This is a genomic window from Pseudomonas sp. D1-1 (assembly GCF_051132225.1).
Taxonomy (GTDB): Bacteria; Pseudomonadota; Gammaproteobacteria; order Pseudomonadales; family Pseudomonadaceae; genus Aquipseudomonas.
Genome location: NZ_CP071676.1, coordinates 4,486,900 through 4,510,532, shown reverse-complemented (window position 1 = coordinate 4,510,532; position 23,633 = coordinate 4,486,900). Strand labels below are relative to the sequence as shown.

The following is a 23,633-nucleotide window of genomic DNA, read 5'->3' as shown; positions in this document are numbered from 1 at the left end:
TCAGCCGACTACAGGCTCAGGAAGCCGTCATAAAGGCCGTAGGCAGCCACCAGGGCACCGACCACCACGGCGGCAAAAATCAGCTTCTCGACCGAGGTGAAAACCGGTTTGCCCAGTTCGCGCTTGGCCTTGGCGAACAGGATCGCGCCGGGGGCGTAGAGCAGGGCGGAGAGCAGCAGGTACTTGATCCCGCCGGCATACAGCAGCCACATCGCGTAGATCAGCGCGATGGCGCCGATGACCAGGTCCTTGCGCCGTTCGGCCAGGGCGTTTTCATAGGTTTCACCGCGTACCGCCAGCAGCAGTGCGTAGGCCGCCGACCACAGGTACGGCACCAGGATCATCGAGGTGGCGAGGTAGATCAGCGACAGGTAGGTGCTGGCGGAAAACAGCGTGACGATCAGGAACAGCTGGACCATCGCGTTGGTCAGCCACAGCGCGTTGGCCGGTACATGATTGGCATTTTCCCGGCGCAGGAAGGCCGGCATGGTGTGGTCCTTGGCGGCGGCAAACATGATCTCGGCGCACAGCAAGACCCAGGACAGCAGGGCACCGAGCAGCGAGATAACCAGGCCGACGCTGATCAGCACAGCGCCCCAGTGACCGACCACGTGCTCGAGTACGGCGGCCATGGACGGGTTCTGCAGCTTCGCCAGTTCAGGTTGGGTCATGATCCCCAGCGAGAGCACGTTCACCAGTACCAGCAACAACAGCACCGTGATGAAGCCGATGACCGTGGCCTTGCCGACGTCGCTGCGTTTTTCGGCGCGGGCCGAGAAAATGCTCGCGCCTTCGATGCCGATGAACACCCACACGGTGACCAGCATCATGTGTCGCACCTGATCCATCACGCTGCCCAGGTCCGGGTTTTTCAAGCCCCAGATGTCAGCGGTGAAGATATCCAGCTTGAAGGCGAACACCGCGATCAGCACGAACAGCAGCAGCGGCACGACCTTGGCGACGGTGGTCACCAGGTTGATGAACGCCGCTTCCTTGATGCCCCGCAGTACCAGAAAGTGCACGGCCCACAGCAACAGCGATGCGCCGATCACTGCCGCCACGGTGTTGCCTTCGCCAAACACCGGGAAGAAATAGCCCAGGGTGCTGAACAACAAAACGAAGTAGCCAACGTTGCCGAGCCAGGCGCTGATCCAGTAACCCCAGGCCGAGGAAAACCCCATGTAGTCGCCAAACCCGGCCTTGGCGTAGGCGTACACCCCGCCGTCCAGATTGGGTTTGCGATTGGCCAGGGTCTGGAACACGAATGCAAGGGTCAACATGCCCACTGCGGTGATGGCCCAGCCGATCAATACGGCGCCGACATCGGCGCTGGCGGCCATGTTCTGCGGCAGGGAAAAGATCCCGCCGCCAATCATCGAACCCACTACCAGCGCAACCAGCGCGCCCAGTCGAAGTTTTCCGGGGGTATCGGACATTGCAGGACTCTCATGCGAAGGAGAGTCAACAGCCTAAGTCGATTCAAAGGGGCGACAGCTGATCTGGGTCAGTTCAACCGCGAAGCATGAGCTGAAAGGGCTGGATGCAAAACCTGTGGGAGCGAGCCTGCTCGTGAAGGCTGAGTGTCAGTCGATTGAGATGTTGGATGTGTCGCGAGCAGGCTCGCTCCCACAGTGTTTTTTGTATGCCGTGGGATCTGCGTTTGTCGAAAATCCCATGTGGGAGCGAGCTTGCTCGCGATGGCGGTGTGTCAGTCGATTGAGATGTTGGATTGCCGGCCTCTTCGCGAGCAGGCTCGCTCCCACAGTGATTCTTTGTAGGTCGTGGGATCTGTGTTTGTCAAAAAATCCAATGTGGGAGCGAGCCTGCTCGCGAAGGGGATCGAACGATCACCACTGAGGGCGATGTGCGCCCAGTTCGGTGGCTGGCAGGGCCCACTGCAACGGCGTGCCGGTGATTTTCAGTGGCACCTGCAAGCGGTGCGCCGGGCCCCAGGGCGTTTGTTCCACCAGCAGTCCCTGGTCGGCCTCGTCTTCGGGGCGCAACGCAGCCTCATCGCCGGCGCCACCCTCGATCAACAGTTTCGCCGTGCGGGCCAGTGACAAGCGTGCCGAACCGCCACGGCCATCGGCCAAGCGCCGAGCCAGCAGTACAATCGCACTGGCCGCCATCAGGTAGCCGGTGCCGTGATCCAGCGCCTGAACGGGCAGCGGCGTCGGTTTATCTGTCTGTTTCCAGGCCATGCCGGCCTCGGCGATGCCGCTGCTCATCTGCACCAGACTGTCGAAGCCGCGCCGGTGTTGCCAGGGGCCGCTCCAGCCGTAGGCGTTGAGGCTGACGTCGATCAGCCCAGGTGCCAGTTGGCGGCGTTGCACGGCGCCATAGCCCAGGCGTTCGAGCGCGTCGGCGCGATAGCCGTGCAGGAGGATGTCGGCATCCTTGAGCAATGCTTCGAACGTCGCGCGGTCAGCGGGCTGATGCAAGTCGAGGCGGGCGCAGCGTTTGCCGAGGGTAACTTCCGGAACCGCGCCGGGTTCGTTCCAGGTCGGCGGGTCGATACGCAGCACATCGGCGCCCAGCCCGGCCAAAAAGCGGCTGGCAATCGGGCCGGCCAGCACGCGGGTCAGGTCAAGCACCTTCAAGCCCGCCAGCGGCTGGGCGACGGAGCCGAGCCAGGGTTCAAGCGGAGCTGCACTCATGTCATCGAAGCGAACAAGCGGTTCGGCGTTCACCGCCAAACCTTGCGGATGGGCCTGCCACGCCTGCCAGGAACGCATCTGTGCGGCGCAACCACCGGCGTCGACCACGGCCTGTTCCAGTTCGGCCTTGTTCCAACGGACAACTTTGCTCGCCATGTCGGCGCGGTCGGTGCAGGTACCGAGGACTTTTTCCGCAGCAAGACGATGATGCGGTGCGTTGGTGTGCAGGCGAATCCAGCCGTCGGCGGTGGCGTAGTCGCCAGCCACCGGGTCCCACAGCGGCGGTACGCTCCAGCCGACGGGCCGCAGGGACGTGGCGAACCAGAACGAGGCCAGGCGCCGGTCGACTTCAAGCGTCGGCAGGCGGCCGGTCTGCTGATGAATGAGTTCGGCGACCGCTTGACCGGCCGTGGCGATGCTGGCGCAGGCCAACTCGGTAACGGCGAACGCAGAGGGCAGGGCGCCTTCGCCAGTGAAGGGGATCGGAGTCGTGGGCAAACCGAGGGCGGTTTGCATGGATGTGAGCAGATCTGACATCGAAGCCCTCCAGGCGAGAGAGCGATCATAGTTCAAAATTGCGTAGGGGGCCGCTTCGCGCCCCAGCGGGAGCAAGCTCCCTCGCCACGAGTTTCCGGGCGTGACCAGATCCACAGGTTGCCCAGGCCCATGCCGGCCATGGCCAGGTACATCGGCCAGCCGTGGGCAAGCATCAGCCACATCATTGCGGCACAACCGAGCATGCTGATCGTGGCGCCGACCTTGGCCCGGCGCGGGATGACCTTGCCGTTGCGCCAGTTGTGCAGCATCGGCCCGAACCACCGATGGTGCTCCAGCCAGGCGCTCAGACGCGGCGAACTGCGGGTCGCGGCCCAGGCGGCGAGCAGGATGAACTCGGTGGTCGGCAGGCCGGGCACGACCAAGGCGATGAGGCCGATGGCCAGGCTGGTGTAGGCGAGCAGGGCGAAGAGCAGTTGGCTGGGTTTTGAGGGGATGCGGGTCATGTATTTTTATCCAACATGCGCTTTACCTTGTGGGAGCGAGCTTGCTCGCGATGACGGACTGCCAGTCGCCATAGATGCTGCCTGATGCACCGCCATCGCGAGCAAGCTCGCTCCCACAAGGGCGTGGGTGACCGTCAGGCCAACTCGGCCGCATAGGCGTGTTCCAGCAACACGGTAAACCGGTTGAAGGCCTCCAGCGCGCCTTTGTCCGCCTCGGCTTCCTGCTGTTCGGTGAAGGCCAGGCCGTCGAGGGTACGGGTGAAGGTTTTCCAGCCTTCGGCACGGCCGCCCGCCGGTTCCGCCAGATGCCGGGCGCCGAAGGTTTCGTTCATTCCCAGGGCCACGGCACGCTTGATCAGGAACGCGGCGCCGAGCTTCGAGCCCTCGGAGACGAACAGCCAGCCCAGTGCTTCGGCCTGGCTCGGGTTTTTTACCGCTCCGGCCACCGGCGCGGGCACTTCGGTGTCCAGGTCCGTGAGATCCGCCTTGGCCGCTTCGGCGCGGCAGCGGGCCGCCAGATCGGGTATCAGGGCGGCCAGTTGCACGTCGTTGTACAGCGCCACCAGTTCTGACTGGAACAGGTACTGGGCGACGACGAAGCGCGCGTAGCTGGCCTGGGTTTCGAATGGGGCGTGGGCTTTGACCAGGGCGTCGAGCTTGCCGTGGGGCTCGTGGGTGATCTGATTCAGGCGCTGGGAACGTAGGGCGGGGCGTGGGGTGGTCATGAAAAATTCCTTGAAGTGAATACATCGTGGCGAGGGGATAAATCCCCTCGCCACAGGTAACTGTTGCCTGGACCGGATCAGATATCCCAGATCAGGTTGACCGCGAAGTTGCGCCCCGGCGCCGTCAGGCGATCGAGGTTGGCCGGGCTCAGCACCGCCGCTTCGCCGACGCTGTCGTAGCCGCGCACGTCATCCCACAGCCAGTACTTCTTGTCGGTGAGGTTGTAGAGGCCGCCGCTGACGGTGACGTCGTGAGTCACCTTGTAGTAGCCGCTCAGGTCGAGAATGCCGAAGCCCGGCGTCTTGAACTGGCCGCTGACGCCGTCGGGCGAATTGAAGTTGCTGTCGTCTACGCGGTTTTTCTTCTGGACCAGGGTCCAGCTGAGCAACGTGCCGAACTGCTCCTGGTCGTAGCCCAGGCCGAACACGCCGGTAAGCGGGTTGACGCTGTTGAGCGGCTCGCCCGTGTCGTTGTTGCGGCCATACAGGTACGCCACCGAGCCTTGGGTGTAGAGGCCTTTTGGCGCACCGAACACGTCCAGGTCCAGGCGTCCCTTGGCTTCGATGCCCTTGATGGTGGCGTGCTTGATGTTGTTGCTCTGGAAGGTCAACTGGTCGGCGCCGGGGGTGATGGCGTCTTCGTTGATGAAGTCGCGGTACTTGTTGTAGAACACCGCCACGTCGAACGATCCGGAGTCGAAACGACCGCGCAGGCCGGTTTCGTAGCTTTTGCTTTTTTCCGGTTCCAGGTCGGGATTGGGTTCCACGCTGTAGCCCACGCCGGCGTTATCGAAACGTCCGTACAAGGCCTTGGCGGTCGGGGTGCGGAACCCTTCTGCGTACTGGCCGTACCAGGTGTACTGGTCGGTCAGGGCATAGGTCAGGCCGAACTTCGGCGAGACGCGATGCCAGTTCTTGTCCTCGCCACTCACCGTACCGCCGTTGGTGGGGTCCACGGTGCGCAGGAATTCCTCGGTCAGGCGTGGCTTGAGCCGGGTGTAGTCGTAGCGCAGCGCTGGCGTGAAGGTCCATTTGTCCCAGCTGATCTGGTCCTGGGCGAAAACGCTGTAGGTGTTGATGGTCGGGTCGGGGAAGTCGCTGGCTTTTGCCAATACGTCCCGGGTGCTGATCGCACCGACGGCGGGGCAGCCCACGCCGATCGCCAGGCACACGCCGTTGCCGCTGCGTGAGCCGGTGACTTTCTGATGCTTGAGCGTGGTGCCGTAGGTCAGTGTGTGATCGGTGTCGGCCAAGCTGAATGACTTGTCTGCCTGCGCGTCGAAGACCCACTGTTTTTCTTCATAGAGCGTTTCACGGGTGCGCAACACCCGGCGGGTGATCGGGAAATAAAACTCGGCGGTGCGCTGGTCGGTCTTGGCGATCTGGTGGTTGAGGCTCCACTTGATGTTGTCGGCCAGCAGGCTGTCGAGGGCGAAGCTGTGCTCCAGGCCGAAACGCTCGCGGGTGATCGTATCGTTACCGGTGCGCCACTGGTACATGCCGCCGGGCAGGATGGAGGCGGAAATGGCTGGTTGGCCGTTGGCATAGGGCCCGCCGTAAGCGCTTTTCAGGTCGACGTCGCGATCGTCTTTGTACTTCTCGTACACCAGGCTCAGGCGTGCGTCATCGCTGTAGTCCCAGCCGAGTTTGGCCAGCACGTTGTTGGCGCGCACGTCTTCCGGGTTGGCGGCGGTGCGGTCCAGGCCGGTGCCGTTGTTGCTGCCGTAGGACTCGGTCTCGTGGCCGTCGCGCTGGCTGTAATGCAACAACCCGTCGAACGGCCCGCTGCGGCCGGCGACGGTGGCGGATTTGAGCCAGCTCTCATCGACGGAGCTGTAGCCGGTCTTGAGACGCGCGCCGACGTCCTTGCCGGGCTTGATGATGTCGTCCGGATCGAGTGTGAAATAACTGACGACACCACCGATCGCGTTGCTGCCGTACAGCACCGAGGCCGGGCCGCGCAGAATCTCGACGCGCTTGATGATTTCCGGGTCGACGTAGTTGCGTTGGGTCTTGGCGTACGGGCCGTTGAAGAAACCGCCGGGGATTTCCACGCCGTCGACCTGGGTCAGGATCCGGTTGCCGTCGATGCCGCGGATGTTGTAACCGCTGATGCCGCCGCGCTGGCCCGCGCCGCCCACCGACACGCCGGGCTCATAGCGCACCAGATCCTTGATGGTGTTGACGTTGTTGCGGTCCAGCTCCTGGCGATCATGGATCGAAACGGTGCTCGGTACGCTGGCGATGTCTTGTTCCTGGCGGGTGGCGCTGATGGTCACCTGTTGCAACTCCAGCGCGCTGCCGGCGCTGCGCTTTTCCAGGACGATGTTGTTATTGCCCAGTTTGCGGTAGCTCAGGTTGGTCCCCACCAACAGGCGCTCCAGGGCTTTTTCCGGCGGCAGCGAGCCGTTCACCCCCGGCGAGGCGACGCCTTCGGCCAGTTCTGCCGGCAGCCCCACCTGCCAGCCGGTGACGGCGGTAAATGCATTCAGTGCGGAAACCAGTGGTTGCCGGGCGATGCTGAAGGTGTAGTCGCCCATGTTGCGCGCGGGCGATTGCTCGGCGGCGGCAGCCAAGGCCGCCGGCGCGGTGCCGGTCATCAGGATGGCGGCGGTGAGCAGTGACAGCGTGCAAGAGGGGGCAAGAAACCGGCAAGTAAGGCGAGAGGACATCGATAGCGCTCCGTGTCGCATCTGTTATAGGTGCAGATTGCATCGCGAGATGCGAATCAATTGCATTGGCTATAACGAGACGAACCAGCGGGAGCTATCGAGTAAAAATAATTCTCATTCAGTTCAGGATTACCAGCGCCGGGAATTCCCGGAGGCGGGCAGAGGTGATATGGGCCAGGGAACGCACCACGTCCAGCGGCTGGTCGAGGCGATAGTTACCCGTCACGGCCACGCCGGCCAACTGCTGGTTGTTGTTGATGATCCAGCCCGGGTAGTAGCGTCGCAACTCCGCCAGTACCTGGCCCAGCGGCCGATTCTCGAACACCAGCCGACCCTGGACCCACGCCAGGTCCGTGCCGACATCGAGGCGTGCCGGGCGGTCGAAGCCGTTGGGACCAATGCGGATGCTTTCTCCTGCCGACAAGCGGACATGGGCATCGTAGCGGGTCGCACGCAGGTCGACATCGCCACGCTGCACCTGGACCTGAGCGACGCCGTCCAGGTAACGCACCGCAAACGTGGTGTCGCTGACACTGGCGGTGACCGGCCCGGCGTCGATCTCCAACGGCACATTGCGACTGGCCGGCACCTCGAAAAAAGCCTCGCCCTTGTAGAGGCGGGCCACGTGCCGCTGTTCGTCGAAGGAACTGGAAAACGCCGAGTCGGTATTCAGCAGGACCTTGGAACCGTCTTCCAGTTGCAGCCGCTGGCGCTCACCGACCACGGTCAGGTGATCGGCCTGCAATTGCAGGGGCAGGTCGCTGAAATTGAACAATCCGAGCAACAGCACGGCGGCGGTGGCCAGGGGTTTCCAATGGGCTCGAAGACGCGACAGCGCGGTGGCCTTGGGGCGGGCCTGGAGCTGCCGGGCGCTTTCGATGATCTGCGGGCCGTTCCAGATCGCCTGGGCTCTGGAGAACGCTTCGCCATGACGCGGATCTGCCGCCAGCCAGGCCTGGAACTGTCGGGTCTGTTCATCGCTGGGGCTGTCGAGCAGGACCAGCCAATCCAGCGCCTGGTCCATGGCGTGGGCGGTGTCCTGTGCCGCAGCGGCTTCAGGGGAGCGATGGTTGTCCGTCACGGTGGTTCCTCGGCAGTGTCTTTGCACGGCTGCTTGTAATCAGGCGACCAAGACTAGCAGGCTCGTCGGCCAACGCAATCGGCGTGGTCGTTGGCCGCCAGTGTCCTGCAGACTCAATCGGCGCCCAGCCGTTCGGCCACGCCCACGCAAATCGCCATGATCAATTTCAGTTCTTTCTGCACGGTGCTCAGCGACACGCCCAAGCGTTCGGCGATGTCCTGGTAACTGTGGCCATGCAGGCGGTTGAGGATGAAGATCTGCTGTTGGCGCGGGCTCAGCGACTGCAGGCTGAGGTTGAGTTGTTCGAGTAACCGGCCGGCATGGGCGGCATCCTCGGCGCTGCTTTGCGGGGCGATGACGTTGTTCACGACTTCCATCGGCACGTCGTCCAGCAGCGTGCGTGACTGGATGCGTCGCGCGCGCAAATGGTCGAGCGCCAGGTTGCGGGCGGTCTGGAAGACGAAGGGTTCGAGATGCTCGACCGTGCGCTCGTTCAGGGCGCGGGTGACGCGCAGGTAGGTTTCCTGAAGCAGGTCTTCGGCGGTGCTGGGGTTGTTGACCATGCGTTCGAGGGTGCGCAGCAGCGGCATGCGCTGGGCGAGGAAAACCTGATGGAAGCGTGATTGGCTCACGGTAGGGCTCGGTCCGGTTCGAGTAGATGATAATGCTTATCATCTACTCGAAAGGTCAAGCCTTCATTTGGTGCTCAAGGTTGCACCACCGCGCCCGGCACCAGCGGTAATTCCAGGGTGGCGATGAATCCGCCGTCGGGGTGGTTCGCCAATCCCAGGGTTCCGCCATGCCGTTCCGCCGCACGGCGCGCGATCGCCAGGCCGAGACCATGCCCGGGGGCGGTCTGGCCGGGAGCGCGATAAAACGGTTCGCTCAACTGGCCCAGGTGTTCCGCCTCTACGCCGGGGCCGTGGTCGCGCACGCTGATCACTATCCTTTCTCCTTGGCGCGCGGCACGCATTTCGATGGGCTGCCCGGCAGGGTTGAAGCGCTGGGCGTTGCGCAGGAGATTGTCCACCGCCCGCTCGATCATGGTGGGCCAGCCCTTGAGCGTCAGTTGCGGCTCGGTTTCCAGGCGCACGTGTTGCTCCGGTGAAGCCAGCTGGGCGTCTTTTTGCAGGTTCTCCAGCAAACCGTTGAGGTCGACTTCCTCGGCGCTGGCGTTGTCGGCGTCGACCCGGGCCAACACCAGGATTTCGCTGATCAATGCTTCCAGGCGGTCACATTCGCGTGTCAGGCGCGGCCAGAGTTTTTCACGCTCGGCGGGGCTCGCCCGCTCCGCCAGCGCCAGAGCGATGCGCAGCCGGGCCAGGGGCGAACGCAGTTCATGGGAAACATCGCGCAGCAATTGGCGCTGGCTGGCGATCAGGCTTTGCAGGCGCGCACCCATGCGATTGAAGTCAGTGGCCAGTACGCCGAATTCGTCCCGGCGGTTGGCCAGTTTGGCGAGGCTGTTCTGCTGGTACGTGGCTTGGCCGAGGTCATGCACCGCGCCGCGCAGGCGGCTCAGCGGGCGGGTGATGGAGAGGGTCACCAACAGGCTGAACAAGGTCAGTACCACCAGCGCAATGGCCAGGGCGCTGAGGGGCCAGAGCAGGCTGTCGCGGTGCCAGGCGTCCAGTTCGGGATGGGGGATGCGGTAGATGAACAGGTAGGTGTCACCGGTCTTGGCGCTGGTGAACTCGTCAGTCAAGCGCCGCCAGGGGAGGCGTCGGTCGTCGTTGTTCTGGCGCGCCTCGAAAGCCGCGGCGCGATGGGGAAAGGTGCCGCGCACCACCGGGTCGCCGCTCTCGTTGAGCACCTGAACGTCGATGTGATACTTGCGCTTGCGCTGTTGCAGGATGTCTTGCGCGGCCTCTTCGCCCTGGCTTTCGTAGGTTTGTGTCCATTCTTCGGCCAGGGTGTTGAGCCCTGGATGGCGGCTGAGGATCCAGGCGTCCTGGTTCAGCATGTGGCCCATCAGGATCGAAAGCCCCGCGACCAGGGCGATGGCCAGCCAGAAACTGGCCAGGATGCGCCAGAACAGTGAACGCACGGATTTATCCTCGAAAACCAGAAAAGCCCAACGGCGACATGCCGTTGGGCTGGGGCTTCAGTGCATTATTGCGCTTTTTGCGGTTGTTGCGCTTTCCAGGCCTTGAATTCGGCCCACTCGGCCCGACGTTCGGCGCGTTTTTTCTGAATGGCGTCAAACTCTTTCTGCTGCTCGGGCTTCAGCAAGCCACGGATCTGGGCATCAACTTTCTGGTGCCGGGCTTCCATTTCGTCCTGCATGGCTTTCTGGTCGGCTGGCGACAGCTTGGCCAGGTACTTGTCGACCAGTTCGCGTTGCTCATGGCGCTGTTCACCCATGATCCGGCGAATCTGCTCGCGTTGTTCGCGGGTCAGGTCCAGTTGGCTGTAGGGGCCTTTGTCGTGCATCTGGCCACCGTGGCGCGGACCGTCCATCGGGCCCATCGGCCCCGGGCCTTCGGGCATGGCCATGGCCACGGTCGGCAGGGCGGCGGCGAATATCAGAGCGGTTAGGGTCTTGCGCATGGTGTCTCTCCTTGTCTCGTTTCCGGTCAGTTCCGGATGTGTGCAGATTACAAAGATCAAGGTCAGCGGCGGTCAGGGGTGGGTAAAGCTTGGGTAAAGACGGTTTGGTGCAGGCCTGACAAAACAGCATGAGCCAAACACAAAAATTGTGGCGATAGGATTACTGTGGCGAGGGGATTTAGCGAAACGTCGCACCGCCCCGCTGGGGCGCGTAGCGCCCCCTCGGTTTCATCTGATACACCGCAGTGTTGGGTAGTTGGGGGCGCTTCGCACCCCAGCGGGGATAAATCCCCTCGCCACAAAAGATCGGCGCAGTGCCTTAAAGGCTGTAGTAGTAGCCCCGGCTACGCAGGGCGACGATGCGCGGGCGGCCGTCGGGGTGGGGACCGATCTTCTTGCGCAGGTTGCTGACGTGCATGTCGAGGCTGCGATCGTACAAGGTCAGCTTGCGGCCCAAGGCAATCTGCGCCAGTTCCTGCTTGTCCAGCGGCTCGCCCGGCTGCTTGAGCAGTGCTTCGAGCAGGCGGCTTTCGGAGACGGTGAGGGTCTGTTCCTGTTCATCGATGCTGACCACGCCACGCACCGGGCTGAAGGTCAGGTCACCCAGTTCGATCTGGCTGGAAACCGCGGCGGGATGGCTGCGGCGCAGCACGGCGCGCAGGCGGGCGGTCAGCTCTCGTGGATCGCAAGGCTTGGCCAGGTAATCGTCAGCCCCCAGCTCCAGGCCAAGGATGCGATCCAGCGGTTCGCCGCGGGCCGAGAGCATCAGCACCGGCAATTCCGGGTGATCGTTGCGCAACTGCTTGAGCAGTTCCAGGCCGCTGCCGTCGGGCAGCATCACATCCAGCACCACCGCCGCCGGGGCGGTTTCGGCCAGGGCCTTGCGGGCGCTCTGGCCATCGTGGCAAGCGCGGACCTGGAAACCTTCCTGGCCCAGCCAACTGCCGAGGAGCTCACACAGCTCCTGGTCATCATCAATCAGTAACAGCTCGCTCATGACTCACTCAATTTAGCCATTGCCGACGTTGTCTACGTCCACCGCTGGCAAAGATACCGCAGAGCAGGGCCAATAGCGCTACCCCGGCGCCGACGACGAACCACTGTTGCTGTTCGGTCAGCAGGCGCGGCAGCGGGCTGGACTGGGCTTCCTTGAGTTGCAACTTCAGGCGCTGGTTCTCCTGGCGCAGCCGTCCCACCAGCGCGCTCTCGCGTTCGCCGTTGGTGTTCTGCAGTTGCTGGGTGAGTGCTTCACGCATGCGCTCGCTGTCTTTCAGGCGCTGCTGCAATTCGGCGATCTGGCCGCCCGCGCTCAGGGACAAGGGCGCCGAATGAGCAGCCTCGGTGCTTTCCTCGCCGTGGGCGGGGGCTCCAATCGCCAACGAGACCAACAACAGGCACAACCGACCTTTGCGCATTGCAACTCCTGAATTCCAATCGAGATTAGACAGGTTGTCGGCAGGCAAATGAGAAAGATGAGCAACAGGACAATGAGCCGCGCAGGCTCATTGCCCCTGGGGATTTACGGCAGGACTTGCTTGAACGGCTTGACCACGACATCGGCGTAGACGCCGGCCGCCACGAACGGGTCGGCCTCGGCCCACGCCTGTGCAGCGGCCAGGGATTCGAACTCGGCCACGATCAGGCTGCCAGTGAAACCGGCGGCGCCTGGGTCGTTGCTGTCCACCGCTGGGTGCGGCCCGGCCAGCACGATGCGACCTTCAGCCTTGAGCTTTTGCAGGCGCTCAAGATGCTCCGGGCGCGCGGCCAGGCGTTTTTCCAGGGAGTCGGCGACGTCAGTGGCAATGATTGCGTAGAGCATGTCAGTCCTCGGTTTTTGGCGTGGTGGGTTCGGCATCGTGCAGGTGACGGGACAGGTAGATGCCCTGGCCGATCAGGAACAGCAAGGTCATGCCCAGGCTGCCGAAGACCTTGAAGTCGACCCAGTATTGCTGGAACGTGAACGCAACGAACAGGTTGGCGGCGCCGCAGAACAGGAAGAAGGCGATCCAGGCGATGTTCAATCGGGTCCAGATCGCGTCCGGCAGGCTCAGCGCGTGGCCCATGATGCGCTTGATCAGCAGGCGATCACCGACGAAGTGGCTGCCGATGAAGGCCAGGGCGAACAGCCAGTTGACCACCGGGGCTTTCCATTTGAGGAAGGTCTCGCTGTGGAAGGCCAGGGTCAGGCTGCCGAATACAAGGCAGGCGATCAGGGTCAGCCACTGGCTCTTCTCCAGCTTGCGCTGCGATACGAACAGCGCGCCGTAGACCACCAGGGAACTGATGATCAGCACCGCGGTGGCGCTGTAGATACCGCCTACAGTCAAGGAGTGGCCGGCGACGTCGACGGTCCGTGGATCAAGTTTGTAGACGATGAAAAACAGCAGGAGCGGGATGAAATCGATGAATTGTTTCACAGTGGCAGCCAGAAGCAGGATGTGGCGGCATAATAACAAACATCCTTGGCCGCGATAGGGCCAGCTGATTTGAGGTAACAAAGTCTCGTGAATGTTGATTTGCACTGCCATAGCACGGCCTCCGATGGCGCCCTGGCGCCTGCGGTTCTGGTGGCGCGGGCGTTCGAGCACGGCGTGCGAGTCCTGGCCCTGACCGATCACGACACCCTCGAAGGTCTCGACGAAGCGCGTAGCGCCGCCACCGCGCTGGGCATGCAACTGGTCAACGGCGTCGAACTGTCCTGCACTTGGGGCGGTGCGACCATCCACGTGCTGGGCTACGGCTTTGATGTGAATGCACCGTCACTGGTCCAGGCCATTGCCGAATTGCGCGACGGTCGCTGGCTGCGCTCCGAGGAGATCAGCCGCAAACTGGCCCTCAAGGGCATGCCCGGCGCGCTGGAAGGCGCCCGACAGGTCCAGCAGGAACTGGGCGACAGCGGCAACGCCCCGGCCCGGCCGCATTTTGCCGACTGGATGGTGCGCGAGGGCTTCGTCAAGGACCGCGCCGAAGCCTTCCGAAAATGGCTGGGGGCCGGCAAGCTGGGGGACGTCAAGCAGCACTGGCCCACCCTGGAAGAAACGGTCGAGACTCTGCGGGCCGCCGGGGCGTGGGTCAGCCTGGCGCATCCCTGGCATTATGAATTCACCCGCAGCAAGCGCCGCCGCCTGATAGCCGACTATATTCAAGCAGGGGGCCATGCCATCGAAGTGGTCAATGGCCATCAGCCGGCCGAGCAGGTCGGCAGCCTGGCGATCCTCGCCCGGGAGTTTGGCCTGCTGGTGACCGCCGGGAGTGATTTCCACGGCCCGGGAGGCTGGTCCGAGATTGGCGAATACCGCCCGTTGCCGGAAGATCTGCCACCACTATGGTGTAGATTCAAACATGATCCCGTTATCGCCGCCGTCTGAACAGGTAGAACACGTGAGTCAATTTTTCCAGATTCATCCGGAAAACCCGCAAGCGCGCCTGATCAAACAGGCTGTGGAAATCATCCGTGGCGGTGGTGTTGTGGTCTATCCCACCGACTCGTCCTATGCCATAGGCTGCCAGATCGGCGATAAAAATGCGGTCGAGCGGGTAAGACGCCTGCGTCAGCTGGACGACAAGCACAACTTCGCGCTCATTTGCAGCGACCTCTCGCAGTTGGGCTTGTTCGCCAAGATCGACACCGGCACTTTCCGCCTGCTCAAGGCCCATCTGCCGGGCCCTTATACCTTTATCCTGAATGCCACCCGGGAAGTCCCACGGCTGTTGCTGCACCCAAAGAAGCGCACCATCGGGCTGCGGGTGCCGAGCCATCCCATTGCCCTGGCGCTGCTGGCGGAACTCGGTGAGCCGTTGATGAGCGTGACGCTGATCATGCCCGGCGAGACCGATCCGCTGACCGACCCCTATGAAATGCGCCAACTGCTGGAGCATCAGGTCGACCTGATCATCGACGGCGGTTACGGCGGCATGAAGGCGTCCACGGTGATCAACCTGGCCGACGGCGAACCGCAAGTGGTACGCGTCGGCTGCGGCGATCCGACGCCGTTCATGGTCGAGGCCTGAATGTCGGTTGTGGAAACCGCGGTCGAAAACGTCGACAGCCAGGCCGGTGCGCAACAGGAGCTGCCGTTCGCCATGGTCTATGGCCAGGCGGTCATGGAAATGCCCCTGGACCTGTACATCCCGCCGGATGCGCTGGAGGTTTTCCTCGAAGCCTTCGAAGGGCCGCTCGACCTGTTGCTGTACCTGATCCGCAAACAGAACATCAACATCCTCGACATCCCGGTGGCGGAAATCACCCGCCAATACATGGGCTACGTCGAGCTGATGCAGTCGGTGCGCCTGGAACTGGCGGCGGAATACCTGGTGATGGCGGCCATGCTGGCCGAGATCAAGTCGCGCATGCTGCTGCCGCGCTCGGCCGAGGTCGAAGAGGAAGAAGACGATCCACGGGCCGAGCTGATCCGTCGCCTGCAAGAGTACGAGCGCTTCAAGGCCGCGGCCGAAGGCATCGACGGCTTGAGCCGGGTCGGGCGCGATGTGCTGGTGCCCAGGCTCGACGCTCCCGAGGCGCGGGCGCGCAAATTGCTGCCGGACGTGAGCCTGGAAGAATTGCTGATGTCCATGGCCGAGGTCCTGCGCCGGGGCGACATGTTTGAAAGTCACCAGGTCAGCCGTGAGGCATTGTCCACTCGCGAGCGCATGAGCGATGTGCTGGAACGGCTCAAGGGCGGCAGTTTTGTGCCCTTTGTCGAGCTGTTCACCGCCGAAGAAGGGCGGCTGGGCGTGGTGGTGACGTTTATGGCGGTCCTGGAATTGGTCAAGGAATCCTTGGTCGAGCTGGTGCAGAATGAGCCGTTCGCAGCGATCCATGTGCGGGCCCGAGCCGAATAACGAGCAAACCGATGAATCTGACCGAACCCCGTGAACTGGCGCCCTTGCTTGAAGCTTTCCTGTTGGCCTCTGGAAAGCCGCAATCGATGGAGCGTCTGTTCGAGCTCTTCGAAGAAGGCGAGCGGCCTGAGCCTGCCGTGTTCAAGAAAGCCCTGACGCTGCTGGGTAAATCCTGCGAAGGGCGGGCTTTCGAACTCAAGGAGGTAGCGTCCGGCTACCGCTTGCAGATCCGCGAAAAATTCGCCCCCTGGGTCGGGCGCCTGTGGGAGGAGCGGCCGCAGCGTTATTCCCGCGCGATGCTCGAAACCATGGCGTTGATCGCCTATCGCCAACCGATCACCCGGGGCGAGATCGAGGACGTGCGTGGCGTGGCGGTCAACAGCCACATCGTCAAGACCTTGCTGGAACGTGAGTGGATCCGCGTCGTCGGCTATCGTGACGTGCCGGGCAAGCCAGCGATGTTCGCCACCACCAAGGCGTTTCTCGATCACTTCAACCTGAAGAACCTCGACGACCTGCCGCCGCTGGCCGAACTGCGGGAGCTGGAGCCCGAGCCGATGCTCGAATTCGACGACGCCCCGGTGCCCCAGGCCTTGCAGGAATTGGCCGACGCCAGCGCCGAGCCCGAAGAGCCGAAGGAAGAGACCAGTTTCCACTCGCTGCTGCTGGAGCTGGACACCATGGAGGAGGGCTTGAAGACCGACTTCGATGACCTGCTGCGTGACGCTCCTGGTCCTGAGGGTGAGTCGGATGAGCTGGCGGAGCCCGATAGCGCGGTGGAGCCCGAGCCCGAAGCGGAATGGGAACCGGAACCTGAAGAAGACATCCTCGGCGTTGCCCAAGCCCGGGAAAAACTGCTGGCCGCAGTCGCCGCCCTTGAGCCGCCAGAACCCGAGCTGAGCGACGAAGAAGCCGAAGCCCGCGCCCTGGCCGAAGCGATCGAAAACGAACGGCGCCAGTTCGACGACTGACACACCGCCTTCCCTTGTGGGAGCGAGCCTGCTCGCGAAAGCGTCCGCTCAGTCAACATGATTTTGACTGATACGCCGCCTTCGCGAGCAGGCTCGCTCCCACACAAATCCCGGGTGAATCATGAGTTCCACCAAAGACCCCTGCATCAGCCTCTGCAAGTTCGACGAAGATATTTGCATCGGTTGCGGGCGCAGCAAGCGCGAGATCAAGGCCTGGAAAAAACTCGACAAGGACGACAAGCGCGCCGTGCTGGCCGAAGCGGCGCTACGCCTGATCAAGCTGGGTGCCACCGGTCGGCGGAAAAAGCGCTGAGCGCGTTTCCATCAGCTAGTCTCTGATGCGCGAATCCTTCAACGAGCGTATGATTCGCGACCCTTTGGCGATCCCTTCGCCGAAAGACCCGTTTTCAAAGCGTCAGGCCAAGCCTGACTCGACCACACCGGGAGGTGCCCAGAAATGAAAGACCTAGACCAGAACGACAGCCAGGAAATCGGCCCAGCAGGCGAGAAACTGCAAAAAGTCCTCGCCCGTATCGGCGTCGGTTCGCGCCGTGACGTGGAAGCCTGGATCACCCAGGGCCGCATCAAGGTCAACGGCAAAGACGCCACCTTGGGCCTGCGTGTCGACATGCACGACGCCATTACCATCGATGGCAAGGTGATCAAGCGCGAAGAGGCCGCCGAAACGGTGCGCCGCGTGATCATGTACAACAAGCCCGACGGCGAAATCTGCACCCGTGACGACCCGGAAGGCCGTCCGACGGTGTTCGACAAGATGCCGCGTCCGAAAGAAGGCCGCTGGATCAACATCGGTCGCCTGGACATCAACACCACCGGTTTGCTGATGTTCACCACTGACGGTGAGTTGGCCAACCGCCTGATGCACCCGTCCTACGAGATGGACCGCGAATACGCCGTGCGCGTACGTGGCGAAGTCGATGACGAGATGATCGAGCGCCTCAAGGCCGGCGTCGTGCTGGAAGACGGCCCGGCCCGTTTCACCGACATCAAGCAAGCACCGGGTGGCGAAGGGTTCAACCACTGGTACCACTGTGTAGTGATGGAAGGCCGTAACCGTGAAGTACGGCGCTTGTGGGAATCCCAGGGCCTGGTGGTCAGCCGCCTGAAGCGCGTGCGTTTCGGCCCGGTGTTCCTCAACTCCGACCTGCCGATGGGCCGCTGGCGTGAAATGACCCAGCAGGAAGTCGACATCCTCGCAGCCGAAGTGGGCCTCAAGCCTGTCTCCATGCCGCAGATGACCGCCAAGAGCAAGGACAAGCTGGAGCGGATGCAGCGCAAGTCCTCGCGTCCGATGGGCAAGACCGAGCGCGTGCGTACGCTGCGTCCGGCGGCCGATGGCGCAGCGACTGGCCCGCGTCCTTCCCGTGAACCGCAGATCGAAGGCGAGCGTCCGGCCCGCAAGCCTGCGCCACGTCAGGATGGCGAGCGCGGCCCGCGTACACCACGTCCGGCCAACGGTCGTACCGAGCGCGGCGAAGGTCGCGGTGCTCCGGCGGGTCGTGGCACGCCGGTCGCCGATCGTCCGGCCGACACCAAGCGTCCGGCCAAGCCGGCGCCAAAAAAACGCCCGGGTATCATCCTGGCCGACCGTGACGCACCGTCGGGCAAGCGCCGTGGCGCGCCGGCAGGTTCGGGGCAGCGTCCGGGGTTTGGGCGTCGTAAGCCGGAGTAATACAGCTGCGAGCTACAAGCTTCTAGCTGCAAGAAAAAACGCCAACCGTTGGGTTGGCGTTTTTTTTGGTCTGGCTTCAGTGATGTGGTGCCTTTGGGTCCGCCTTCGCGAGCAGGCTCGCTCCCACATTTGACCTCATTGAGCGCCCCTGTGGGAGCGAGCCTGCTCGCGAAGAGGCCAGCAATCCCACCGCTATTCAAAAGATTGTCCTTTCTTCTTGCCGCTTGAAGCTCGCCGCTCGAAGCTGCTTTTAAAGCACAAACCGCCCCTCAAACACCGGCTCCTTGTCCAGCGCCAGCACACCCCCTTGGAAAATCAGATCCAGGTGATGGCTGCCCTTGGCCCCGCCACCGAGCCCCAGGTGCAAGCCGCAATGGCGCTCTTCGAAACCGGCATTGCGAGCGTACAGGCCCTTGACCCCTTCGTTGGTGCCGATGCCCAGTTCCTCGATGCGGCGGTTGGACGGGTTGGCGTCCAGGTACTTGTTGAAGTCGTGCTCCAGGCCCGGTACGTCTGTGGCGATTTTCTGGATCGTGGAGTCTTCGATCCACAGCTCCAGCGGCGATTGCAACACGCCGTACTTGCGCGCGAAGGGAATCGTACTGAGAAACGTGCCGACAAATTTCACCCGGCCATTGATGGTGTCGCTGTGAGTGGCGATTTCGCCTGGGGCCAGATCGTAGTTGCCGACGCCATTGATATCGGTCCACTTCTTGACGCTGTCCAGCGCCGTGTCGAAATACGAGCCGTGCTCATCTTCGAAGCTCAAGGTGGTGGCCTGGGACATGCGGCGGATGAGGTGGCTATTGAGCCCGGCGATGCGTTGCGGAATGACGCTGAAGGTGTCGTAAAAATATTCGCCGTAATCCTTGAACAGCAGCGATTTCTTCCAGTTTTCCGCCATCACGCCTTGCAGCGCACGGACAAAGTCCGGGCCGTCGGGGCGGGGATTGGGCAGGGTGGAAGAGTCATAGAAAAAAATGTACAGGTCGCTGTCGGCAATTGCCTGGGACAGGCGCTGCGTGGGTTCAAGATCCAGGCGCATGGCGCTGAACCTGAACGGTGAGCCGCTGCCGGCCTGTTCGGCAATCGCGCCGGTCAGGGCTTCGTAGTCGGCCGTGTGGCCGAGCAACACCTTGGCGGGCTGGATGCCGACCAGGGCGGGATGATGTTCGAGGTAGTAAAGGAAATGGGAGATGGCTCGTTGGGTGTCCATGCTTATTCTTCCTTGGCGATTGATGTGGCGTCCCTCGCGGTAAATGGCAGAGCCGACCGGCCGGATCAGCTCCGCCGGGTAGCGCTTACAGAGGCCACATCGCCGTGCCGAACGGCACAACGGCGTCGGCTTGCATCATTTCAACGGCGGCTTCATGGGTCGGCGCTTCGAACCATTCATCCAGTTGCAGTTCGGTTTCCAAGTCTTTGTCCAGTGCTTGCATAGTGAATCTCCTAGATGACTTTTGCGGAAAACGCGGGCCGATCCGGCGGGCAGAACCCAACTGAATCGGCACCGCAAAAACTCGCCGGCACGATGCCTGGGCAAGTGGCTGAAAACCTAGTCGAGGGTTTTTTGGAATGCAAAAAAAAATTTTATTTTTTTCGTTTGAACTTTTTGTTCTATTTTTTCGCGACAAATTAGCTATTGAAAAACAGCCGGCTGGCATCGGTTTTTTATTAGGTAGCTAGCTACCGTCAATTTGCAGTCATCCTCCGGAAAATTCCTGCATGGAAAGTTTACGTTACGGCTTGTAAAGGAATGCTGACGGCTTTGACCGGTCGAGCGAACCGGTATCGGCATTTGGGAGGGCTGTAAGAAAAAGCTGCCGAGTGGCTCGGCTTGACGCGTTTTTTGATACTTCGCAGCGCTTGTTTCAAGCCCGCGGGAAGGGTCAGATGCGCGCCAGACCTCAAGTTCGGGGTGAGACGCTGGTCTGCTGGTGTCTGGCAGCGAGGGTAGTGCAGTGTACAATGCGCCGCGTTTTACTGTGACCCTTCGCGTACCCACGCACTTTCAAGGTTATCCGCCTTGTTCACTCCGCCACGCCACAAGCGTGTCGGGTCCGATTTCGTCACAGATAAAAACAAATAGGTGACGCATGACCGTTGTAGAAAATACGCATTCAGGCGAGCTGAAGCGCGGCCTGAAAAATCGCCACATCCAACTGATCGCCCTCGGTGGCGCGATCGGTACCGGGTTGTTCCTCGGCTCGGCGGGGGTGCTGAAATCAGCCGGCCCGTCGATGATCCTCGGCTACGCAATCTGCGGCTTCATCGCCTTCATGATCATGCGCCAGTTGGGCGAAATGATTGTCGAAGAGCCGGTGGCCGGTTCCTTCAGTCACTTCGCGCACAAATACTGGGGCGGTTTCGCCGGATTCCTGTCGGGCTGGAACTGCTGGATCCTCTATATCCTGGTGGGCATGTCCGAGCTGACCGCCGTCGGCAAATACATCCATTACTGGGCGCCGGACATCCCGACCTGGGCCTCGGCGGCAGCGTTCTTCATCCTCATCAACGCGATCAACCTGGCCAACGTCAAAGTGTTTGGCGAGGCTGAGTTCTGGTTCGCGATCATCAAGGTGGTAGCGATCGTCGGCATGATCGCCCTGGGCAGTTACCTGCTGGTCAGCGGTCACGGCGGCCCGCAGGCTTCGGTTACCAACCTGTGGTCCCACGGTGGGTTCTTCCCCAACGGCGTCAGCGGCCTGGTGATGGCCATGGCGATCATCATGTTCTCCTTCGGCGGCCTGGAGATGCTCGGTTTCACCGCTGCCGAAGCCGACAAGCCGAAAACCGTGATCCCCAAGGCCATCAACCAGGTGATCTACCGGATCCTGATTTTCTACATCGGTGCGCTGGTGGTGCTGCTCTCGCTGACACCATGGGACAGTCTGTTGACCACCCTCAACGCCTCTGGCGATGCCTACAGTGGCAGTCCGTTCGTGCAGGTGTTCTCGATGCTCGGCAGCAACACCGCGGCGCACATCCTCAACTTCGTGGTGCTGACCGCAGCGCTGTCGGTGTACAACAGCGGCACCTACTGCAACAGCCGCATGTTGCTGGGCATGGCCGAGCAGGGCGATGCGCCCAAGGCGCTGGCGAAAATCGACAAGCGTGGCGTGCCGGTGCGGTCGATCCTTGCTTCGGCGGCGATCACCCTGGTGGCGGTGCTGCTGAACTACCTGATCCCCCAGCATGCGCTGGAGTTGCTGATGTCGTTGGTGGTCGCCACCCTGGTGATCAACTGGGCGATGATCAGCTACTCGCACTTCAAGTTCCGCCAGCACATGAACCAGACTCGCCAGACGCCGCTGTTCAAGGCGTTGTGGTACCCGTACGGCAACTACGTCTGCCTGGCGTTCGTGGTGTTCATCCTCGGCGTGATGCTGCTGATCCCGGGCATCCAGGTTTCGGTCTACGCGATTCCGGTGTGGGTGGTGTTCATGTGGGTGTGCTACGTGATCAAGAACAAGCGCAGTGCCCGGCATGAACTGGCCGTGGCGGCTGCCGCCAAGTAGGTTTTTCGCCAGTAAAACAAACCCGGCCAAGTGCCGGGTTTGTTGTTTCAAGAGCACACACACAAACCTTCTGTGGGAAATCCCTGTGGGAGCGAGCTTGCTCGCGATAGCGGCGTGTCAGTCAACATCTATGCTGCTGATCCACCGCCATCGCGAGCAAGCTCGCTCCCACATTGATCTTCAGTGTTCACAGAGTGTGTGTGGTCACCATCACTCCCATGGGGAGCAGGTGCGGTCTTGAGAATTCGCGGTATCCTGTGGAGCCTGACACCGGACGCTTTCCATGCTGGTCATTTCCAACACCGTGCACATCCCGGACGCCGAGATCGAGCTGACGGCCATCCGCGCCCAGGGCGCCGGCGGGCAGAACGTCAACAAGGTTTCCAGCGCCGTGCACTTGCGCTTCGATATCCCGGCTTCGTCGCTGCCCGAGTTCTACAAGGAGCGGCTGCTGGCCCTGCGCGACAGTCGCATCACCGGCGACGGCGTATTGATCATCAAGGCCCAGCAATACCGCACGCAGGAACAGAACCGGGCCGATGCGCTGGAGCGCCTGGTCGAGCTGATCCTCAGCGCCACCAAGGTCGAAAAGAAACGCCGTCCGACCAAGCCGACCCTGGGTTCGAAAAAACGTCGTCTCGAATCCAAGACCAAGCGCGGCTCGATCAAGGCCGGGCGCGGCAAGGTGGACTTCTAGTGCCTGTCCCGCTCCTCGCGATACCGAGGGGCCTGCCGATACAGGTAGACGCTCAATGCCAGCCCACCGAGGGCTGCCAGAGCGGCGAACAGAAAGATCGAGGCAAAGCCGAAACCCGCGGCAATCGCGCCGGCCAACGGACCGGTGATGCCCAGCGACAAATCGATGAACAGTGAATATGCGCCCACTGCCGCCCCACGGCTGGAGGCCGGTACCAGGTTGACCGCTTCCACCCCCAGCGCCGGGAATACCAGCGAAAACCCGAAACCACTCAACGCCGCACCCGCCAGGGCCCACTGCGCATCCGGCGCCAACCACAACAGCAGCAGGCCCAGGGTTTCCACCGAGAGGCAGGCGATCGCCACCCGGAAGCCACCAAGACGGTTGATCAGGTTGCCGAACAGCAAGCGTGCACCGATGAAACTCGCACCGAACAGGCTCAGGCAGAGCACGGCGTTATCCCAATGCCGGGTGGCGTAATACAGGGTGATGAAGGTGGCGATGGTGCCAAAACCGATGGAGCCCAGGGCCAGGCCGCAACCATGAGGCAGTACGCGCCCGAGCACATGCATGAATGGCAGGCGCTCGCCGGTGACGATCGGCGCTGCGGTTTTCGGCCAGGCCAGTGCCAGCCCGAGCACCGCCAGCAGGATGATACTGACGCCCATGCTCCACAGCCCCAGGGACTTGACCAGCCAGACCCCCAGCGGCGCGCCGATCGCCAGTGCGCCGTAGCTGGCGATACCGTTCCAGGAAATCACCTTGGCGGTATTGGCCGCGCCGACCCGGCCGATGCCCCAGCCAATCGAGCCTGAACCCACCAGGCTTTCCGCGCTGCCCAGCACCAGGCGTCCGATCAACAGGCTGCTCAGGCTCAGGGCCGGCATGCCCGCGGTCCAGGCCGAGACCAGCATGAACACGCCGCTCAGGCCACATCCGGCCAGGCCGAACATGACCGCCCGTTTACTGCCCAGGTTGTCGATGATGCGCCCCGCATAAGGCCGGCTGAGGAGGGTGGCCAGATACTGCACGCTGATGACCAGCCCGGCGATCACCGCGCCGAAGCCCAGCTCGCCATGAACGAAGCCGGGCAGTACGGCCAAGGGAATACCGATGTTCAGATAACCGATGAAGGTGAACAGGACGATGGAGACGACTTGCAGCGTGACCGCCAAGGGGCGCTGGGAATCTGGCATGGGTGAAAGGTCCACGGGGCAGCTGGATAG

The 23,633-nt window shown here is 62.4% G+C and carries 24 protein-coding genes; 8 read left to right on the top strand and 16 right to left on the bottom strand.

All coding sequences use genetic code 11. The features are described from left to right. Positions 1 to 8: 8 nt before the first annotated feature. From arcD to J3P86_RS20080, 13 genes are all read right to left on the bottom strand, one after another. Complete coding sequence (gene arcD, locus J3P86_RS20140) at positions 9 to 1,436, bottom strand: arginine-ornithine antiporter (protein ID WP_434698712.1); 1,428 nt, start codon at positions 1,434 to 1,436, stop codon at positions 9 to 11. Between the two features lie 411 nt (positions 1,437 to 1,847). Next, a complete protein-coding gene (locus tag J3P86_RS20135) occupies positions 1,848 to 3,194 on the bottom strand; it encodes a CoA transferase (RefSeq protein WP_434628879.1) in 1,347 nt (448 codons plus the stop codon). A gap of 32 nt (positions 3,195 to 3,226) precedes the next feature. Further along, positions 3,227 to 3,658: a YbaN family protein gene (locus J3P86_RS20130; protein ID WP_434698711.1), complete on the bottom strand. Its 432-nt coding sequence runs from the start codon at positions 3,656 to 3,658 to the stop codon at positions 3,227 to 3,229. Between the two features lie 134 nt (positions 3,659 to 3,792). After that, positions 3,793 to 4,383: a biliverdin-producing heme oxygenase gene (locus J3P86_RS20125; RefSeq protein WP_434698710.1), complete on the bottom strand. Its 591-nt coding sequence runs from the start codon at positions 4,381 to 4,383 to the stop codon at positions 3,793 to 3,795. A 77-nt stretch (positions 4,384 to 4,460) separates the two neighbouring features. Beyond that, positions 4,461 to 7,055 (bottom strand): TonB-dependent receptor, encoded by a 2,595-nt coding sequence (locus J3P86_RS20120; RefSeq protein ID WP_434698709.1) that lies wholly within the window; start codon positions 7,053 to 7,055, stop codon positions 4,461 to 4,463. A 118-nt stretch (positions 7,056 to 7,173) separates the two neighbouring features. Further along, the gene (locus J3P86_RS20115) at positions 7,174 to 8,136 is read right to left on the bottom strand and encodes a FecR family protein (protein ID WP_434698708.1); all 963 of its coding nucleotides are present in this window, start codon (positions 8,134 to 8,136) and stop codon (positions 7,174 to 7,176) included. 113 nt (positions 8,137 to 8,249) lie between these two features. Further along, positions 8,250 to 8,768 carry an RNA polymerase sigma factor gene (locus J3P86_RS20110; RefSeq protein WP_434698707.1) on the bottom strand — a complete coding sequence of 173 codons (519 nt, stop codon included), beginning with the start codon at positions 8,766 to 8,768 and terminating at the stop codon, positions 8,250 to 8,252. 74 nt (positions 8,769 to 8,842) lie between these two features. Then, positions 8,843 to 10,183, bottom strand: coding sequence for an ATP-binding protein (locus J3P86_RS20105; protein ID WP_434628890.1), 1,341 nt, complete (start codon positions 10,181 to 10,183; stop codon positions 8,843 to 8,845). A 65-nt stretch (positions 10,184 to 10,248) separates the two neighbouring features. Continuing rightward, positions 10,249 to 10,686 carry a Spy/CpxP family protein refolding chaperone gene (locus tag J3P86_RS20100; protein WP_434628892.1) on the bottom strand — a complete coding sequence of 146 codons (438 nt, stop codon included), beginning with the start codon at positions 10,684 to 10,686 and terminating at the stop codon, positions 10,249 to 10,251. 319 nt (positions 10,687 to 11,005) lie between these two features. After that, a complete protein-coding gene (locus tag J3P86_RS20095; protein ID WP_025215146.1) occupies positions 11,006 to 11,683 on the bottom strand; it encodes a response regulator transcription factor in 678 nt (225 codons plus the stop codon). A 7-nt stretch (positions 11,684 to 11,690) separates the two neighbouring features. Next, positions 11,691 to 12,101: a translation initiation factor 2 gene (locus J3P86_RS20090; RefSeq protein WP_434572302.1), complete on the bottom strand. Its 411-nt coding sequence runs from the start codon at positions 12,099 to 12,101 to the stop codon at positions 11,691 to 11,693. Between the two features lie 104 nt (positions 12,102 to 12,205). After that, the gene (locus tag J3P86_RS20085) at positions 12,206 to 12,505 is read right to left on the bottom strand and encodes a YciI family protein (protein ID WP_434628895.1); all 300 of its coding nucleotides are present in this window, start codon (positions 12,503 to 12,505) and stop codon (positions 12,206 to 12,208) included. A 1-nt stretch (position 12,506) separates the two neighbouring features. Beyond that, complete coding sequence (locus J3P86_RS20080; RefSeq protein ID WP_434628897.1) at positions 12,507 to 13,103, bottom strand: septation protein A; 597 nt, start codon at positions 13,101 to 13,103, stop codon at positions 12,507 to 12,509. Positions 13,104 to 13,190: 87 nt separating this feature from the next. Between J3P86_RS20080 and J3P86_RS20075 the strand changes: the two genes are divergently transcribed. The 6 genes from J3P86_RS20075 to rluB all read left to right on the top strand — a co-directional run bounded on the left by J3P86_RS20075 (position 13,191) and on the right by rluB (position 18,192). Continuing rightward, positions 13,191 to 14,054, top strand: coding sequence for a PHP domain-containing protein (locus tag J3P86_RS20075; RefSeq protein ID WP_434572306.1), 864 nt, complete (start codon positions 13,191 to 13,193; stop codon positions 14,052 to 14,054). 13 nt (positions 14,055 to 14,067) lie between these two features. Then, positions 14,068 to 14,697 (top strand): L-threonylcarbamoyladenylate synthase, encoded by a 630-nt coding sequence (locus tag J3P86_RS20070; RefSeq protein WP_305499273.1) that lies wholly within the window; start codon positions 14,068 to 14,070, stop codon positions 14,695 to 14,697. Between the two features lie 132 nt (positions 14,698 to 14,829). Next, entirely contained in the window at positions 14,830 to 15,528 is a 699-nt protein-coding gene (locus J3P86_RS20065; RefSeq protein ID WP_434700667.1) for a segregation and condensation protein A, read from the top strand. 11 nt (positions 15,529 to 15,539) lie between these two features. After that, complete coding sequence (gene scpB, locus J3P86_RS20060; RefSeq protein ID WP_434697034.1) at positions 15,540 to 16,499, top strand: SMC-Scp complex subunit ScpB; 960 nt, start codon at positions 15,540 to 15,542, stop codon at positions 16,497 to 16,499. Positions 16,500 to 16,620: 121 nt separating this feature from the next. Then, a complete protein-coding gene (locus J3P86_RS20055; protein ID WP_305499277.1) occupies positions 16,621 to 16,812 on the top strand; it encodes a DUF1289 domain-containing protein in 192 nt (63 codons plus the stop codon). Between the two features lie 144 nt (positions 16,813 to 16,956). Continuing rightward, positions 16,957 to 18,192 (top strand): 23S rRNA pseudouridine(2605) synthase RluB, encoded by a 1,236-nt coding sequence (rluB, locus tag J3P86_RS20050; protein WP_305499278.1) that lies wholly within the window; start codon positions 16,957 to 16,959, stop codon positions 18,190 to 18,192. Positions 18,193 to 18,442: 250 nt separating this feature from the next. On the opposite strand, the gene J3P86_RS20045 is transcribed toward rluB, so the two are convergent. Together J3P86_RS20045 and J3P86_RS20040 are read right to left on the bottom strand one after the other, a co-directional pair. After that, a complete protein-coding gene (locus J3P86_RS20045; protein WP_434698706.1) occupies positions 18,443 to 19,408 on the bottom strand; it encodes a leucyl aminopeptidase in 966 nt (321 codons plus the stop codon). Positions 19,409 to 19,493: 85 nt separating this feature from the next. After that, positions 19,494 to 19,631, bottom strand: a complete 138-nt coding sequence (locus J3P86_RS20040; protein ID WP_003178782.1) for a hypothetical protein — start codon at positions 19,629 to 19,631, stop codon at positions 19,494 to 19,496. Between the two features lie 657 nt (positions 19,632 to 20,288). Here J3P86_RS20040 and J3P86_RS20035 point away from each other — a divergent pair. After that, complete coding sequence (locus tag J3P86_RS20035; RefSeq protein ID WP_434628909.1) at positions 20,289 to 21,710, top strand: amino acid permease; 1,422 nt, start codon at positions 20,289 to 20,291, stop codon at positions 21,708 to 21,710. A 283-nt stretch (positions 21,711 to 21,993) separates the two neighbouring features. Further along, positions 21,994 to 22,407, top strand: coding sequence for an alternative ribosome rescue aminoacyl-tRNA hydrolase ArfB (gene arfB / locus J3P86_RS20030; RefSeq protein WP_030142489.1), 414 nt, complete (start codon positions 21,994 to 21,996; stop codon positions 22,405 to 22,407). Here the strand turns inward: arfB and J3P86_RS20025 are convergent. Beyond that, complete coding sequence (locus J3P86_RS20025; protein ID WP_434601628.1) at positions 22,404 to 23,603, bottom strand: MFS transporter; 1,200 nt, start codon at positions 23,601 to 23,603, stop codon at positions 22,404 to 22,406. The genes arfB and J3P86_RS20025 overlap by 4 nt on opposite strands. Between the last annotated feature and the right edge of the window lie 30 nt (positions 23,604 to 23,633).